15 protein-coding genes and 1 pseudogene are annotated in these 12,736 nt (G+C 54.2%); 2 read left to right on the plus strand and 14 right to left on the minus strand.

What is annotated here, in order from left to right:
* Positions 1-47: 47 nt before the first annotated feature.
* The gene (locus tag ACQ86O_RS21255; protein WP_431222744.1) at positions 48-269 is read right to left on the minus strand and encodes a hypothetical protein; all 222 of its coding nucleotides are present in this window, start codon (positions 267-269) and stop codon (positions 48-50) included.
* A gap of 295 nt (positions 270-564) precedes the next feature.
* On the opposite strand from ACQ86O_RS21255, the gene cycA reads away from it, so the two are divergent.
* On the plus strand, positions 565-1,965 hold the full coding sequence (gene cycA, locus ACQ86O_RS21260; RefSeq protein WP_431222745.1) for a D-serine/D-alanine/glycine transporter: 1,401 nt from the start codon (positions 565-567) through the stop codon (positions 1,963-1,965).
* 45 nt (positions 1,966-2,010) lie between these two features.
* On the opposite strand, the gene ACQ86O_RS21265 is transcribed toward cycA, so the two are convergent.
* The 3 genes and pseudogenes from ACQ86O_RS21265 to ACQ86O_RS21275 all read right to left on the minus strand — a co-directional run bounded on the left by ACQ86O_RS21265 (position 2,011) and on the right by ACQ86O_RS21275 (position 4,361).
* Positions 2,011-2,928, minus strand: coding sequence for a DMT family transporter (locus tag ACQ86O_RS21265; protein ID WP_431222746.1), 918 nt, complete (start codon positions 2,926-2,928; stop codon positions 2,011-2,013).
* A 213-nt stretch (positions 2,929-3,141) separates the two neighbouring features.
* The gene (locus tag ACQ86O_RS21270; protein WP_431222747.1) at positions 3,142-3,315 is read right to left on the minus strand and encodes a hypothetical protein; all 174 of its coding nucleotides are present in this window, start codon (positions 3,313-3,315) and stop codon (positions 3,142-3,144) included.
* Between the two features lie 123 nt (positions 3,316-3,438).
* Positions 3,439-4,361, minus strand: a pseudogene (locus tag ACQ86O_RS21275) (LysR family transcriptional regulator).
* Positions 4,362-4,806: 445 nt separating this feature from the next.
* On the opposite strand from ACQ86O_RS21275, the gene ACQ86O_RS21280 reads away from it, so the two are divergent.
* Positions 4,807-5,118 (plus strand): hypothetical protein, encoded by a 312-nt coding sequence (locus ACQ86O_RS21280; protein ID WP_431222748.1) that lies wholly within the window; start codon positions 4,807-4,809, stop codon positions 5,116-5,118.
* Between the two features lie 58 nt (positions 5,119-5,176).
* On the opposite strand, the gene ACQ86O_RS21285 is transcribed toward ACQ86O_RS21280, so the two are convergent.
* The 10 genes from ACQ86O_RS21285 to ACQ86O_RS21330 form a co-directional block, all read right to left on the minus strand.
* Positions 5,177-5,410 (minus strand): hypothetical protein, encoded by a 234-nt coding sequence (locus ACQ86O_RS21285; RefSeq protein WP_431222749.1) that lies wholly within the window; start codon positions 5,408-5,410, stop codon positions 5,177-5,179.
* Between the two features lie 301 nt (positions 5,411-5,711).
* Positions 5,712-6,773, minus strand: coding sequence for a nicotinate-nucleotide--dimethylbenzimidazole phosphoribosyltransferase (gene cobT, locus ACQ86O_RS21290; protein WP_431222750.1), 1,062 nt, complete (start codon positions 6,771-6,773; stop codon positions 5,712-5,714).
* A 4-nt stretch (positions 6,774-6,777) separates the two neighbouring features.
* Complete coding sequence (locus ACQ86O_RS21295) at positions 6,778-7,395, minus strand: adenosylcobalamin/alpha-ribazole phosphatase (RefSeq protein WP_431222751.1); 618 nt, start codon at positions 7,393-7,395, stop codon at positions 6,778-6,780.
* A gap of 9 nt (positions 7,396-7,404) precedes the next feature.
* On the minus strand, positions 7,405-8,151 hold the full coding sequence (gene cobS / locus ACQ86O_RS21300; protein WP_431222752.1) for an adenosylcobinamide-GDP ribazoletransferase: 747 nt from the start codon (positions 8,149-8,151) through the stop codon (positions 7,405-7,407).
* Positions 8,148-8,693, minus strand: a complete 546-nt coding sequence (cobU, locus tag ACQ86O_RS21305; RefSeq protein WP_431222753.1) for a bifunctional adenosylcobinamide kinase/adenosylcobinamide-phosphate guanylyltransferase — start codon at positions 8,691-8,693, stop codon at positions 8,148-8,150. The genes cobS and cobU overlap by 4 nt, the downstream gene beginning before the upstream one ends.
* Positions 8,690-10,231 (minus strand): cobyric acid synthase, encoded by a 1,542-nt coding sequence (locus tag ACQ86O_RS21310; RefSeq protein ID WP_431222754.1) that lies wholly within the window; start codon positions 10,229-10,231, stop codon positions 8,690-8,692. The genes cobU and ACQ86O_RS21310 overlap by 4 nt, the downstream gene beginning before the upstream one ends.
* Complete coding sequence (locus tag ACQ86O_RS21315; protein ID WP_431222755.1) at positions 10,231-11,043, minus strand: ATP-binding cassette domain-containing protein; 813 nt, start codon at positions 11,041-11,043, stop codon at positions 10,231-10,233. The genes ACQ86O_RS21310 and ACQ86O_RS21315 overlap by 1 nt, the downstream gene beginning before the upstream one ends.
* 13 nt (positions 11,044-11,056) lie before the next feature.
* The gene (locus ACQ86O_RS21320; RefSeq protein ID WP_431225793.1) at positions 11,057-11,734 is read right to left on the minus strand and encodes an energy-coupling factor ABC transporter transmembrane protein; all 678 of its coding nucleotides are present in this window, start codon (positions 11,732-11,734) and stop codon (positions 11,057-11,059) included.
* The gene (locus tag ACQ86O_RS21325) at positions 11,721-12,002 is read right to left on the minus strand and encodes an energy-coupling factor ABC transporter substrate-binding protein (RefSeq protein WP_431222756.1); all 282 of its coding nucleotides are present in this window, start codon (positions 12,000-12,002) and stop codon (positions 11,721-11,723) included. The genes ACQ86O_RS21320 and ACQ86O_RS21325 overlap by 14 nt, the downstream gene beginning before the upstream one ends.
* Before the next feature lies 1 nt (position 12,003).
* Positions 12,004-12,735, minus strand: a complete 732-nt coding sequence (locus tag ACQ86O_RS21330; protein ID WP_431222757.1) for an energy-coupling factor ABC transporter permease — start codon at positions 12,733-12,735, stop codon at positions 12,004-12,006.
* Position 12,736: the final 1 nt, after the last annotated feature.

Below are 12,736 nucleotides of genomic sequence, written 5' to 3' on the forward strand. Positions count from 1 at the left end.
GGGTGCGAGAATCAATTTATCCTGCTTTTGTGATCCTAAGGCTTCCCCTAGGTCTGCGACAACATATCGGCAACCTTCACTGAACCAATGATTTTTACTTTTGTGACTGAAGCCTCAAAACCGAAGAAATCCGAGCTGAACAACAGCCAATCGTGCGCCAGGGCGCGCCAGTTGGGGCCATAAACTGATTGAAACTCAATTGCTCCCCTGCACCTCACGCCTTGTTCTGTACTGCCGTTGAAGTGATGACTTGAATCGACTCCAGTCATTAGTTTTTCTCATGCGAATTTTACAACATCCTGTTTAATCAATAAGATAAGAGCTGTCAGGCCTGTTAATTTATCGCTGCAAAGAGTAATCTTTCGCTCTCCAGATGTCCGATTCGCCTCCCCTGAGTAAAGAATAATCGGCTTTTATCCCACCTTTAAATGTTGTAAAAATGTTGCGCTAAGGTGGCGGTATTACGTTACCTTACTAAAGCCGGGATCGCCGGATGAACATAAGAAAGAGCCACTTCAGAGCTCGTTAACTCACTCATGACAGGTAAATACAGGACAATATCAGATGGTAGATCATTCTAAAATAGCAGCGGAAGCCCCCTCTGATTCCGAAGATCATCTAAGGCGAAACCTTACAAACCGGCATATTCAACTAATTGCCATCGGTGGCGCCATTGGTACAGGTTTGTTTATGGGTTCCGGAAAGACCATAAGCCTGGCCGGGCCTTCTATCATCTTCGTATACATGATTATCGGCTTCATGCTGTTCTTTGTTATGCGCGCGATGGGCGAACTGTTGCTCTCTAATCTGCAATACAAATCCTTCAGCGACTTTGCCGCCGATCTGCTCGGCCCCTGGGCAGGTTTCTTTACCGGTTGGACATACTGGTTCTGCTGGGTGGTCACGGGCATTGCCGACGTGGTCGCCATCACCGCTTATGCGCAGTTCTGGTTCCCCGACCTGTCGCAGTGGATTGCCTCTTTGCTTTGCGTTCTGCTATTGCTCAGCCTGAATCTGGCAACGGTGAAAATGTTTGGCGAGATGGAATTCTGGTTCGCAATGATCAAGATTGTCGCCATCATCGCGTTGATCATTGCCGGGCTGGTAATGATCGCGATGCACTTCGAATCGCCAACCGGAAGCGTAGCCTCTTTCTCCCATCTCTGGAATGACGGCGGCATGTTCCCGAAAGGTATCAGCGGGTTCTTTGCCGGTTTCCAGATTGCGGTCTTCGCCTTTGTAGGGATCGAGTTGGTCGGGACCACCGCCGCAGAAACCAAAGATCCAGAGAAAGTGTTACCACGCGCTATCAACTCAATCCCGATTCGCATCATCATGTTTTATGTGTTTGCGCTGATCGTGATCATGTCCGTGACGCCATGGAGTTCCGTGGTTGCTGATAAAAGCCCGTTCGTTGAACTGTTCGTGTTAATCGGCCTGCCTGCCGCCGCCAGCGTGATCAACTTCGTCGTGCTGACCTCCGCGGCTTCTTCCGCCAACAGCGGGGTTTTCTCTACCAGTCGCATGCTGTTTGGGCTTGCTCAGGAAGGTGACGCACCTAAATCTTTCGCCAATCTTTCCAAACGCGCAGTACCGGCGAACGGCCTGACCTTCTCCTGCATCTGCCTGCTGGGCGGCGTAGTGCTTATCTACCTGATCCCGAACGTTATGACCGTTTTCACGCTGGTTACCACCGTGTCGGCCATTCTGTTTATGTTCGTCTGGACCATCATCCTGTGTTCCTATCTGGTCTACCGCAAGCAGCGCCCGGCACTGCATCAGAAATCGATCTACAAAATGCCTGCCGGTAAACTGATGTGCTGGGTATGCATGGCGTTCTTCGTATTCGTGCTGGTGTTACTGTCCCTGCGTGACGATACCCGCCAGGCGCTAGTGGTAACACCGCTGTGGTTTATCATTCTGGGGATCGGTTATCAGTTTGTACGCCGCAAAAAGCTAGCTTAACCATTTTGGCAACGCCGTAGGCTTATGCGGCGTTGTTTCTCTCTCCTACTCTGATGCTACCTGCGGTTTTGCCCTGCGGCGGATACGCAACTCACTGACAATCACACCAAGTACAATCAACGCAGCGCCAACCAATGCTATTGCCGGTAAACGTTCACCGGCAATACGCCCAACAATGCCCGCCCATACCGGTTCCCCGGCATAAATAACGGTTGCTCTGGTAGGCGAGACACTGCGCTGCGCCCAATTCATGGTCAGTTGAATCAACGCGCTGGCGATCCCCAGCCCTAAGGCACTGTAAAGCAGGTAGCTGGAAAAGGCGGGAACAGACTCACCGGTTGGCGCCATCATCAGGAAAGATAACAACGACGCCGTAGCCAGCTGGACGATAGTCACCCGCCGTACATTAACCTTGCCAGCAAAGGCCCCTATCAGGATCACTTCCACAGCAATAGCCAGCGCACTGATCAAAGTGAGAAACTCACCACCGCTGAACGCCATACTGGCACTGTTAGGCCCGGCCAACAGTATCAGCCCAATAAAGGCCAATAATATCCCAATCCAGGACATGATCCCTGGCATGCGGCCAAGCACCAGCCACTGCAGCAACGGAACAATTGGCACATACATAGCCGTTATAAATGCTGACTGGCTGCTGGTAATGGTTTGCAGCCCCATGGTTTGCAGGCCATAACCCAGCATGATGGAAGTGCCGATAAACACCCCGGCTTTTATTTCATACCAGGTGATACCCGGCAGTGAACGCCAGGAAAACAGCACCAGAGCCAGCGTTGCCGTCGCAAAACGCAGCCCGACAAAAAAGAACGGCCCACTGACCAGCATGGCCTGGTGCACCGCCAAAAAGGTTCCGCCCCAAAGCATGGTGATAAGTACCAAAACGGCTTCCTGCGGTTTGATCTTCACAAACCAGGTAGGAATAGTGGATTTATTGCTCGTTGGCACTGACTTGCCCTTCTGACTAAGTGCAAATAATTGATTGCCTGACGCCTGCGAGAGGCACAGAATTCTTTAGGTGATCGCCGGGAGCTTGACGCAATCAATCAAGCAGAAGGCCCCCAAGCGGTGTCTGGCGAAACAGACTTTTTTAACAGCGATAAACCGGCACCAATCGCGCCAGGCAACGGCTAGGCTTTTTTATCCGCAAAGCCAACCCTGTTAATCTTCTTGCGCGGGGGCTTCCGGTAGCGTTTCCAACGCTGGCTGTATCCCTTGCGAAATGTAATCTCTGGCAGCCACAATGCGCTCATTACCCAGGCTGTCTTCCACGACCACATGTTTGATCGCACCGTCGGAAAGTATTACTCGTTTGATGCCACGATAGACTTCCATATTTCCTCCGTTACTTACTCAGCTCACCTGACAAGTAGGTATTTTCATCTGAAAGCCGGGTTGCCGTCGCAGAATTCCTTAACATTAACGCCGGCCTTATGCCATTGGCAACGGGGCGAAAGTTTAAACTTCCGCATTCGCCTGCAGCCAGGAAATCACCCTATCCAGTTGGCTGCCAGCAACCACTTTATGTTGCGTCAGCAGGCAATACCCGCTGCCGTCCTGCTCAAAGCCGAATGGAGCAGCCAGCAAACCGGCAGCGATATCATCGCGCACATGCTGCCAGGGGCCAATGGCGATCCCCACACCGGCTACCGCCGCTTGCAGGCTGAAATAGAAGTGGTCAAAATGCTGTTGCGGTTGCCCCACCAGCGAAATCCCTTGCGATTCTGCCCATTTACGCCAGACATGCGGGCGAGTGGCAGTGTGCAATAACATTGCATCGTCCCGTATTCTGGTGGTTGTTCCGTCACTCTTCATAAACTGATCGATCATCTCAGGCTTACAGACCGGACCAATTTTTTCGGTGAAAAGTGGAGCAATATGCATATTGCTGCCCCAGTCAACATCATTGCGGCGTATGGCCACCGTAATTCCATCGCGGAACGCGAATGGCCCGCCCCCGCCACCAGTTGCAAATTAATACCCGGTAATGCCTGCTGGAAAACCGGCAACCGCGGGATCAACCAGCGCATTAATAAAGTAGGTTCACAAGAAAGCACGATTGGGGCCTCCTGCGCCTGTTGGTACAACTCTTGGGCGGTCTGCTCAAGTATGCCAAAAGCCTGCTGTGCGGCCTGGTACAATTTACGCCCTGCATCGGTCAGAAAAACACGCCGATGACGGCGTTCAAACAACGCTACCCCTAATTCATCTTCTAACGCACGCACGGCACGGCTGACCGCACCATGAGTCAGGCTCAGGCTTATTGCTGCCAGGGTAAAACTTTCTTTGTGGGCCGCAGCCTCAAAACAGCGTAATCCCCCCAGCGATAGATGTCGACCTACCTTACGTGAGTATTTTTCACTGATTCCCTCAGGTTTCATCGAATGTTCCTTTCGTATTTTCCTTATAAATCAGCAATAACTTCCAATTGCTCAGGCTGCCAACTATGACTTAACCTTTAGCTATAGTCACGATCACTTTATAATTTACAGATAGGATTGGAGCATTGATCCCATCTTGAACACTGGAAAGGGGTTATCAGTTTCTCAACCTGGCTTGAGGTTAAGTCTTAAGTCCCTTTCTTCGCAAGCGACGGCGGTTAAAAATCAAGCAACCATTATTACGAGTTATAATCAGCGGCTAACCATCAATCAGCCCCATCTTGTTTGCGGAACCGCAGCAAGGTTAAAATGCCGCACATCCTGAATGTCGCGGTTGACTCAAGATGAGTTCAGCCTGTCTGCAACCAACGTCAGGCGTTCTATTTTTGCGTATTGCGAAGGGAATAGGTCAGTGTCTAAAGATTTTGATGAACTAATAAGAGACATGGATCTTATTATAGAAAATGTAGACAGTTTTAAGGCTATGGCCCCACGCACACCACAACCGGTGTTGGAACCATCGACAGCGCATTACTACGATTCATTCTGCGAAAATATTGCGCTGAAAGTGGTTTTGAAGGTTTTGCTGTCGTCGGTAGACAAAATCGTGAAGGTGCAAATCGCCAACAAGGTTGAGCAGGAAATCGCCCAGATTGAACAGCAGGTTATCCGTGCTGGCGGCGGGCCGGTAGCACCCGACGATTTAGCGCAGATGACTCACTATGTGCGCCGAACGGTCAGCGATCTGCTCAACTGAGCGCCAGGCATTACGGGGTCGGAGACATTGAAGCTAAAGGCAACAGCAGCCTGGCTGCTTAAGCGAATGACAGACGTTTTGACGGCGAGTGGGTTACAAGAGGTTTGGTTACTTTAACTGCCTTGGCAGGATCGCCCGCAACGAACTCCAGCGTGGGCGAGTAGTAAAAGGGCAACCAAGCCCCGAAACTGCTCTCCCACTCCCATTTCACAGGGCATGGCCACAGAATATCTTCATGTAGGATGTAGTAGATCCATCGCCCATGAGGGCGGCGTGGTTTAAGCGTTTTCATTGTGCCATCATTAACTTTCTCGCCTGTTGCATGGCTACTCGGTCAATCAGAACACCATATTACCCCAGCGGAACCACTTGAAGCGAGGAGCAGCGCGGATTAGTGCTGTCGAGATGTTAATTATAAAGCAATTATCCCGCTTTGGTGACAGGGGCAAAGTACGATCACCATCCACTCATGACTGGCGGCAGGCGTGATTTATGGGGGAAAACTGGCGTTGAGGCGTTGCGCCAGTTTGCAAACCACAGAGTCGTCAGGCTTTGGGCAAACCGCTCGGCAGAGCGGTTTGCCGTGCTAATAACTACAGAGTATTACTCCCGGGAATGTTGATATTACTGTCGGCCAACAACCCCATTTCGTTATACATCGCACAGGCGGCATCCACGATATGCATGGCGATGGCTGCACCACTCCCCTCACCTAAGCGCATATCCAGATGCAGATAAGGCGCCAGTTGCAGATGGTTGAGGGCAATAGCCGCGCCTTTCTCGGCAGAAAAATGCGATGGCAGCAAGTAGTCACGAACTTGTGGCGCAATACCGCAAGCCGCCAGCGCTGACGCGTAGGAGAGGAAACCGTCGAGAACGACCGGCAACCCGGCCGCCGCCGCCCCCAGCATCACGCCGGTCATACCCACCAGGTCATAGCCCCCCAATTTGGCCAGCACGCCCAAGGCATCATCGGCATCTGGCTGGTTAACCGCGATAGCTCGGCGCACGACGTCTACCTTGTGATGCAGTCGCTCGCTCGGGAAGTTGGCACCAATACCCACCACCTCCTGCGGATCGCTGCCGGTGAATACGCTGACCAACGCCGCCGCTGGCGTGGTGTTTGCCATCCCCAGTTCACCTACCCCGAACAGCTTCACGCCAAGCGATGCCTGCTCAAGCGCCAATTGAGCACAGGCCAACAGCAAAGCCTCAGCCTGTTGGCGTGACATTGCCGCTTCACGGGCAATATTGCCGCTGCCCCGCCCGACTTTCAGATTTATCAGGCCAGGTAATGGCTCACTGTCGATACCGACATCCACCACCTTAACCTCGGCCCCGGCATTGGCCGCCAATACGCAAACACCGGTAGTCCCTTTCACCATATTCAACGCCTGGATCACGGTGACTTCACGCGGGGAAACGGCCACCCCTTCGTCATAAACGCCGTGATCAGCAGCCATAACGATAATTTGCTTACGCGCTGCAACCATCCCCTGGAAGCCCCGCATACCGGCCAGTTGGGTCGCCAGTTGCTCAAGGCGACCAAGGCTGCCCGGTGGCTTGAGCAACCCATTGATTCTGGCTGTCGCCTGCTGTTGGGCTGCCGTATCCAAAGGGGCGATCATGTCGGTTAACGATGACAGTGTTTGCATGGGTTTATTCTCTTGTTGCGGGCTGCCAAAGAGCCCGGCTGTTAAATACTTTTAGTACGGCAAAGCCTTCATTGATATCCAGCACGCTGTAGGCTCCCTGTTCAAAATGGAAATGCCACATCCCTGCCGCAGGCATCGCCAAGACTCCGGCCAGTAAAAGGCTCAGGCTACCCTGATGCGCGACCAGCAGACGATCACCACCAGCAGTATCCGTGAGAAGCTGCTGCACCATGCGGCCAATGCGCTGAGAAAATAGTGGAAATGACTCGCCCGCCGCCGGGCAGGCATTCTGCCAATCCGTGACCCAGGCAGCCCAGGCATCGCTACCTTGCTGTTGCAGATCCCGGTGATGGCACATTTCCCAATCACCAAAGTCCATTTCATTGAAACCGGCCTCGCTGTGGATCCTTAACGCCCGTTGCCCAAGCACAATTTCCGCACTATGCCGGGCACGCAGTAGCTCGCTGCTGGTAGCCTGAGTAAAAGGCACTTCGGCCAGCCATTGCGCTACCTGCTGCGCTTGAATAACCCCCTGCTCGGTCAACGGCAAATCGGTGCTACCGCAGAAAACCCCCTGCTGATTGGCCGCCGTTTGCCCGTGTCGTACCAGAAATATACGCATCAATATCACTCACAGCAGCGCGATTAAAAACATCAGTTCAGCCACTTCCACAGCCGCCCCCAAGGTGTCACCGGTTTGCCCACCCAGGCGACGGTTCAGGTAAGTTCGCAGCAACAGAACAACAATCACGGTACACCCCAGCGCGAACAGGGCTTTGCCCTGCCCGAGCACAGCGACCAAGATCGCGCCGCCAGCCAGCGTGATCAGCATTTGCGTACCGCTGATTTTGCCAATATAAATATTCCCCAACCCACTGCCTTCACGGGCATAGCGCTGGCGATACATCAGCAGCGCCAACACTGCCCGGCTGGTAATCCCTGCCGCCGTCAACGTAGCCAGCATCGGTAAACCACGCAGCGCCAACTCACTGACAATCAACACTTTAGCCAACACGATAAACACCAGCGCCAACCCGCCATTGGTGCCAAGGCGGCTGTCGCGCATAATCTCCAGCATCTTCTCGCGGCTGCGGGCAGAGAACACGCCATCACAGGTGTCTGCCAGGCCGTCAAGATGAAAAGCGCCGGTCACGAGCGCCAAAGCCAGCACATAACCCAATGCCGCCAACGGTAATCCGCACCAGGGGGCTAGCAGGGTAAAAACCAGGCCGCCAATGGCGCCAACGATCAGGCCGATAAGGGGAAAGCCGACGATACCGCGTTCGTAATGATCCATCGCCAGCCCCTGCGTCCAACGCGCGGGAACCGGGATACGAGTCATAAACTGCAAGGTGGCCAAAAACAGGCGCAGGCTCATTTAATTTTTACCTCAATGCCAGAAACGACCAAAAACACCGATTCGGCGGCGGCGGCCAGGCGTTGATTAACCCGCCCGGCAATATCACGGAAATGCCGTGCCAGCCGGTTTTCCGGCACAATACCCATCCCCAGCTCATTGGTTACCAGATAAACCACCGCCGGGCTGCGAGCGCAGGCTGCCAGCAGTTCAGTGGTTTGCTGCTGGATCAGGGTTTCTACCTCGTCAAAATCGATTTTATCCATCGGAGTTTCGCCGGTATGATCGAACATCAGATTGGCGATCCAGGTGGTGATACATTCCAGAATAACCGCGTCTCCCACAGTCACCTGCTGGTCAATCACACGGCCAAGATGCTGGCTCCCTTCCCAGGTGCGCCAATGTGCAGGCCGCGCCTGCCGATGACGTTTGACCCGCCCGGCCATCTCATCATCGGTCACCACCGAGGTGGCGATATATAACACCTGGTCACTGACACCTGCCGCCAGGCGTTCCGCCAACCCACTCTTGCCACTGCGCGCCCCTCCGGTGATCAGGATCAACTGGCGGTCTCCTCATGGTGCTCACTGATGATGCGGTAAAGTCGTTCCATATCAATATGTTCTCTCAGGGTGTCGGCCAGAATATCAAACTGCCGCTGCTTATGCTCGCCATAGTCCAGCACCGGGCCCTCATAAATTGCCAACCCTTTGCGCAAACGTAACTCATTGAGCAATGCGCGGCAGAATGGGCCACTGTCAAACAAGCCGTGGATATAACTGCCCAGCACGTTACCGGCACGGTTCACCGCACCATCAAAAGTGCTATCCGGCTCGCCATTTCGCAGCGCGATACGGGCAAAAGGCTGCGCTTCGTGGCCAAGCCGGGTGGTGCCCATATGAATTTCATAGCCAGCGAGGGAATGTTCGGCACAGTTGCTCAATAATCCGGGTAAAACCGGCTGGCTGATAGCCGCCACCTGTGTAGTGATTTTTTGCTGCGCAAACTGGGTTTCCACATCCAGCAACCCCAGGCCAGCCATCTGCTCCATACCGGATTCCACGCCATCAACAATATGGTTACCCAACATTTGATAACCGCCGCAGATCCCGACAATCGGCACCCCGGCCTGATGCTGTGCCTGCAACGCCTCCGCCAATCCGCTTTGCTGCAGCCATTGCAAATCCCCGAGCGTATTTTTGCTACCCGGCAGAATAACCAGATCGGCCCCGGCCAGTGCCGCCGGGTGTGACACGTAGCGCAACCCCACGTCCCGTTGAGCCGCCAACGCATTAAAATCAGTAAAGTTGGCGATATGCGGCAGTTGTATCACCGCAATATCCAGCGCGTGGCGCCCCGCCGCCGGGCCGTATTTGCCATTTTGCAGTGCCACACCGTCTTCATCCTCCAGATCGATATTCAACCAAGGCACTACCCCCAGCACCGGCACCCCGGTCAAGGCTTCGATTTGCTCCAACCCAGACTGAAGCAGGCTGATGTCACCGCGAAATTTGTTGATGATCACCCCTTTCACCCGCGCCTTTTCCTCGGGTTGCAGCAAGGCCAGCGTACCGTAAATGGCGGCAAATACCCCGCCACGATCGATATCCGCCACCAGTAACACCGGCGCACCGGCAATGGCCGCCATGCCCATATTGACGATATCCCGATCGCGCAGGTTGATCTCCGCCGGGCTGCCTGCCCCTTCCAGCACCATAACGTCATATTCGCTGGCCAGGCTGTGGTAAACCTCGCTGATTTGTTGCTGCAGTTGGGGTTTGTATTGGTGATAGGTTACCGCGTCCATATTGCAGGCGACTTTGCCCATCAGCACCACCTGCGCCTGGCGATCGCTGGTGGGTTTCAGCAGCACCGGGTTCATCCGCACGTCAGGCTCAATGCCTGCCGCCTCGGCCTGAAAAATCTGCGCCCGCCCCATCTCTTCGCCACGGGCGGTAATGCCGGAATTGAGCGCCATATTCTGTGATTTAAACGGCGCGCAACGGTAACCATCCTGCGCAAAAACCCGGCACAGGCCTGCCACCAAAACGCTTTTCCCTACATCGGATGCCGTTCCCTGCACCATGACACATCGCTTCATCACATTTTCTCCACGCCACGCTGGCGCCACAGCATAAACAGTTGTTCTTCCGTTTTGCACAGCGGCAACCCCAGCTCACTGTGCATTTTCACCAGCCAGGGTTGCACCAACCCGGCAGTTGCCAATAGTGCTTGTTGCATAAATACCTGAGCGGTTTCCCCGGAGCTAATCAATCGCCCATCAGAAAGGACGTACAGGTAGTCACAAATCTGATAAATCAAATCAATATCGTGGCTGGAAATAATCACCCGTTTCCCCTCGGCAACGATGCGCTCAATAATGGCGATCATCTGTTGCCGGCCAGCCGGGTCCAGCCCGGCGGTGGGTTCATCCAGCAGCAGATACTCCGCCTCCATCACCAGGGCACCGGCAATGGCCACACGTTTTTTCTGCCCGTGGCTTAAATGCTGCACCGGTTTATGGCGAAAGCCCTGCGCATCCACCAGTTGCAACGCCCGGTCGACCCGTTGGGCAATCAACGGCTTATCCATGCCAAGATTATGCAGGCTGAAGGCAATATCGCTGTCAATATCGGTATAAAATATCTGCTGCTCCGGGTCCTGGAAAACAGTTGCCACCCGTTGGCGCAATGCCCGCAGGCTGCGCTTGTCATAACCCAGGGGCTCCCCTTGCCATAACACCGCCCCCCGTTGCGGACGCAGTATACCTGTCAGATTCATAAACAGCGTCGATTTACCGCAACCGTTCGCCCCCACCAGCCCCGTGACCGCGTGGCGGCCAAAATCCAGCGTTAAATCCTGTAATACCGGCTCGTCCTGATAGCTAAAGTGCAGTTGTCGGGTAGTTAGCATTGCCAGCCTGACCTCACAGGTGAAAATCCCCCTGATAGAGTTTGATATCCAGCGCAATAATCATCTGCTGATAGCGGATCATCACCCGGGTAAACAGCATGCTCACCAGCATCGCCATCGAACGATAGCTTGTGCCCAGCGAAACATAGCCAAAACGCAGAGACTGAGCACGGTGAATCGCCGCCGCCTCTTCGACAAAAATAAAGATAAAGCGCCAGGTCAGCAGGATCTGTTCGGTTAACAGGCGAGGCGCGTGGCAGCGCTTCAACAGCTGTATCATCTGCAAAAAAGGCGTGTTCAGCATAAACCAGAAGGTGGCCGCCAGGGCTGCCAGGCTGCGCCACAGTGTCTGATTGGCGGTAGCCAAACCCAGTTTATCGATGCCAAACCACCAGTTCCCCAGTTGCACGCCCCACCACAGGCTATCGGGCTGGCGGGCCAGCGAAACCATTATGGTCAGCACGCCAAGCAACAGAAATGACAGCGGGATCGCCAACCAGCGTAAATAACGCAGTGGGCCAATGCGCAGCAGGTAACAGGTCAGCACGGCAATAATAAGCAATAACAACGCCTGATAACGCGGCGGCAAAACCATGGCCAGCAGTAAAAACAGGCCATAGAGCAGCAGTTTGGCCATCGGATCCCGTTGCCGCCAACGACTGCGTTCGCTGAGTTGATCAATCCCCAGCATGCTCACGGCGCTGGCCCCGGTAATAACCCAGAATATAAAAAATCACCGCCGTCCCCAACGACCCTTGCAGGGTAAACAGCAGGCTTTCAATTTCACCGCTGGCAGGTTCATACAAGGGCGAGAACCAAGGCTGGTAATCTGGCGCCGTCTGCTGGATCAGCGCTTCGGCTTCCCCATCGGATCCGCCATACTCGCCACCGTGGTCAATAAAGAACGGCAGGATGACCAAGGCGATCACCATCGCCAGTAGAATCAACGTCTTTTTCATCTTATTGCCCCGCTGCCGGGATCAGCCGGCGTTTGGTTAACTGGTCGTAGATCATCACGGTAAGCAACCCTTCAGCGATGGCGATCGGGATCTGCGTCAGGCAGAACACCCCCATAAACTTCACGCTAGAACCGATAATGCCAAACTGCGGATCAGGGAAAGCCATGCCTAGCTGTATCGAGGTGACAAAATAGGTGGCCAGATCGGCAATCGCCGCACACAGGAACACCGCCACATCCCGCCGCACGCCCGATTTACCGGCCAGTTGCCACACCAGATAACCGATTAGCGGCCCAATCACCGCCATCGACATCGCATTGGCTCCTAGCGTGGTTAAGCCACCATGCGCCAGCAGCAGCGCCTGGAACAACAGCACGATCGCCCCCAACACCGCCACCACACCAGGGCCAAACAGGATCACCGCCAACCCCACACCGGTCGGGTGCGAACAACTGCCGGTGACCGACGGGATTTTCAACGCCGAGAGCACAAAGATAAACGCCGCGCACAGCGCCAATAACACCTTCTGGTTGCTATCATCACTGACGATCTGCCTTAACCGCCGCAACCCGACATACAGGCAGGGTAAAAACAATATCCACCAGGCCATAGCCCATAACGGCGGCAGAAAGCCTTCCATAATGTGCATGGCGAAAGCCTCCTGGGGCATCAGCATCATCAGTAACGCGAAGCCCAGCCCCAGCAACGATAGTTTCCTGGTTTGTGTTTCCATC

The organism is Serratia sp. L9 (genome assembly GCF_050632285.1).
GTDB lineage: Bacteria > Pseudomonadota > Gammaproteobacteria > Enterobacterales > Enterobacteriaceae > Chania.

Coding starts and splice junctions, on each gene's coding strand:
- ACQ86O_RS21325 (WP_431222756.1), bottom strand. CDS start 12,002: ATGAAAAAGACGTTGATTCTACTGGCGATGGTGATCGCCTTGGTCATC.
- ACQ86O_RS21270 (WP_431222747.1), bottom strand. CDS start 3,315: ATGGAAGTCTATCGTGGCATCAAACGAGTAATACTTTCCGACGGTGCG.
- ACQ86O_RS21320 (WP_431225793.1), bottom strand. CDS start 11,734: ATGCTGGGGATTGATCAACTCAGCGAACGCAGTCGTTGGCGGCAACGG.
- ACQ86O_RS21330 (WP_431222757.1), bottom strand. CDS start 12,735: ATGGAAACACAAACCAGGAAACTATCGTTGCTGGGGCTGGGCTTCGCG.
- cobS (WP_431222752.1), bottom strand. CDS start 8,151: ATGAGCCTGCGCCTGTTTTTGGCCACCTTGCAGTTTATGACTCGTATC.
- cobT (WP_431222750.1), bottom strand. CDS start 6,773: ATGCAAACACTGTCATCGTTAACCGACATGATCGCCCCTTTGGATACG.
- ACQ86O_RS21295 (WP_431222751.1), bottom strand. CDS start 7,395: ATGCGTATATTTCTGGTACGACACGGGCAAACGGCGGCCAATCAGCAG.
- ACQ86O_RS21255 (WP_431222744.1), bottom strand. CDS start 269: ATGACTGGAGTCGATTCAAGTCATCACTTCAACGGCAGTACAGAACAA.
- ACQ86O_RS21315 (WP_431222755.1), bottom strand. CDS start 11,043: ATGCTAACTACCCGACAACTGCACTTTAGCTATCAGGACGAGCCGGTA.
- cycA (WP_431222745.1), top strand. CDS start 565: ATGGTAGATCATTCTAAAATAGCAGCGGAAGCCCCCTCTGATTCCGAA.
- ACQ86O_RS21310 (WP_431222754.1), bottom strand. CDS start 10,231: ATGAAGCGATGTGTCATGGTGCAGGGAACGGCATCCGATGTAGGGAAA.
- ACQ86O_RS21285 (WP_431222749.1), bottom strand. CDS start 5,410: ATGAAAACGCTTAAACCACGCCGCCCTCATGGGCGATGGATCTACTAC.
- ACQ86O_RS21280 (WP_431222748.1), top strand. CDS start 4,807: ATGGATCTTATTATAGAAAATGTAGACAGTTTTAAGGCTATGGCCCCA.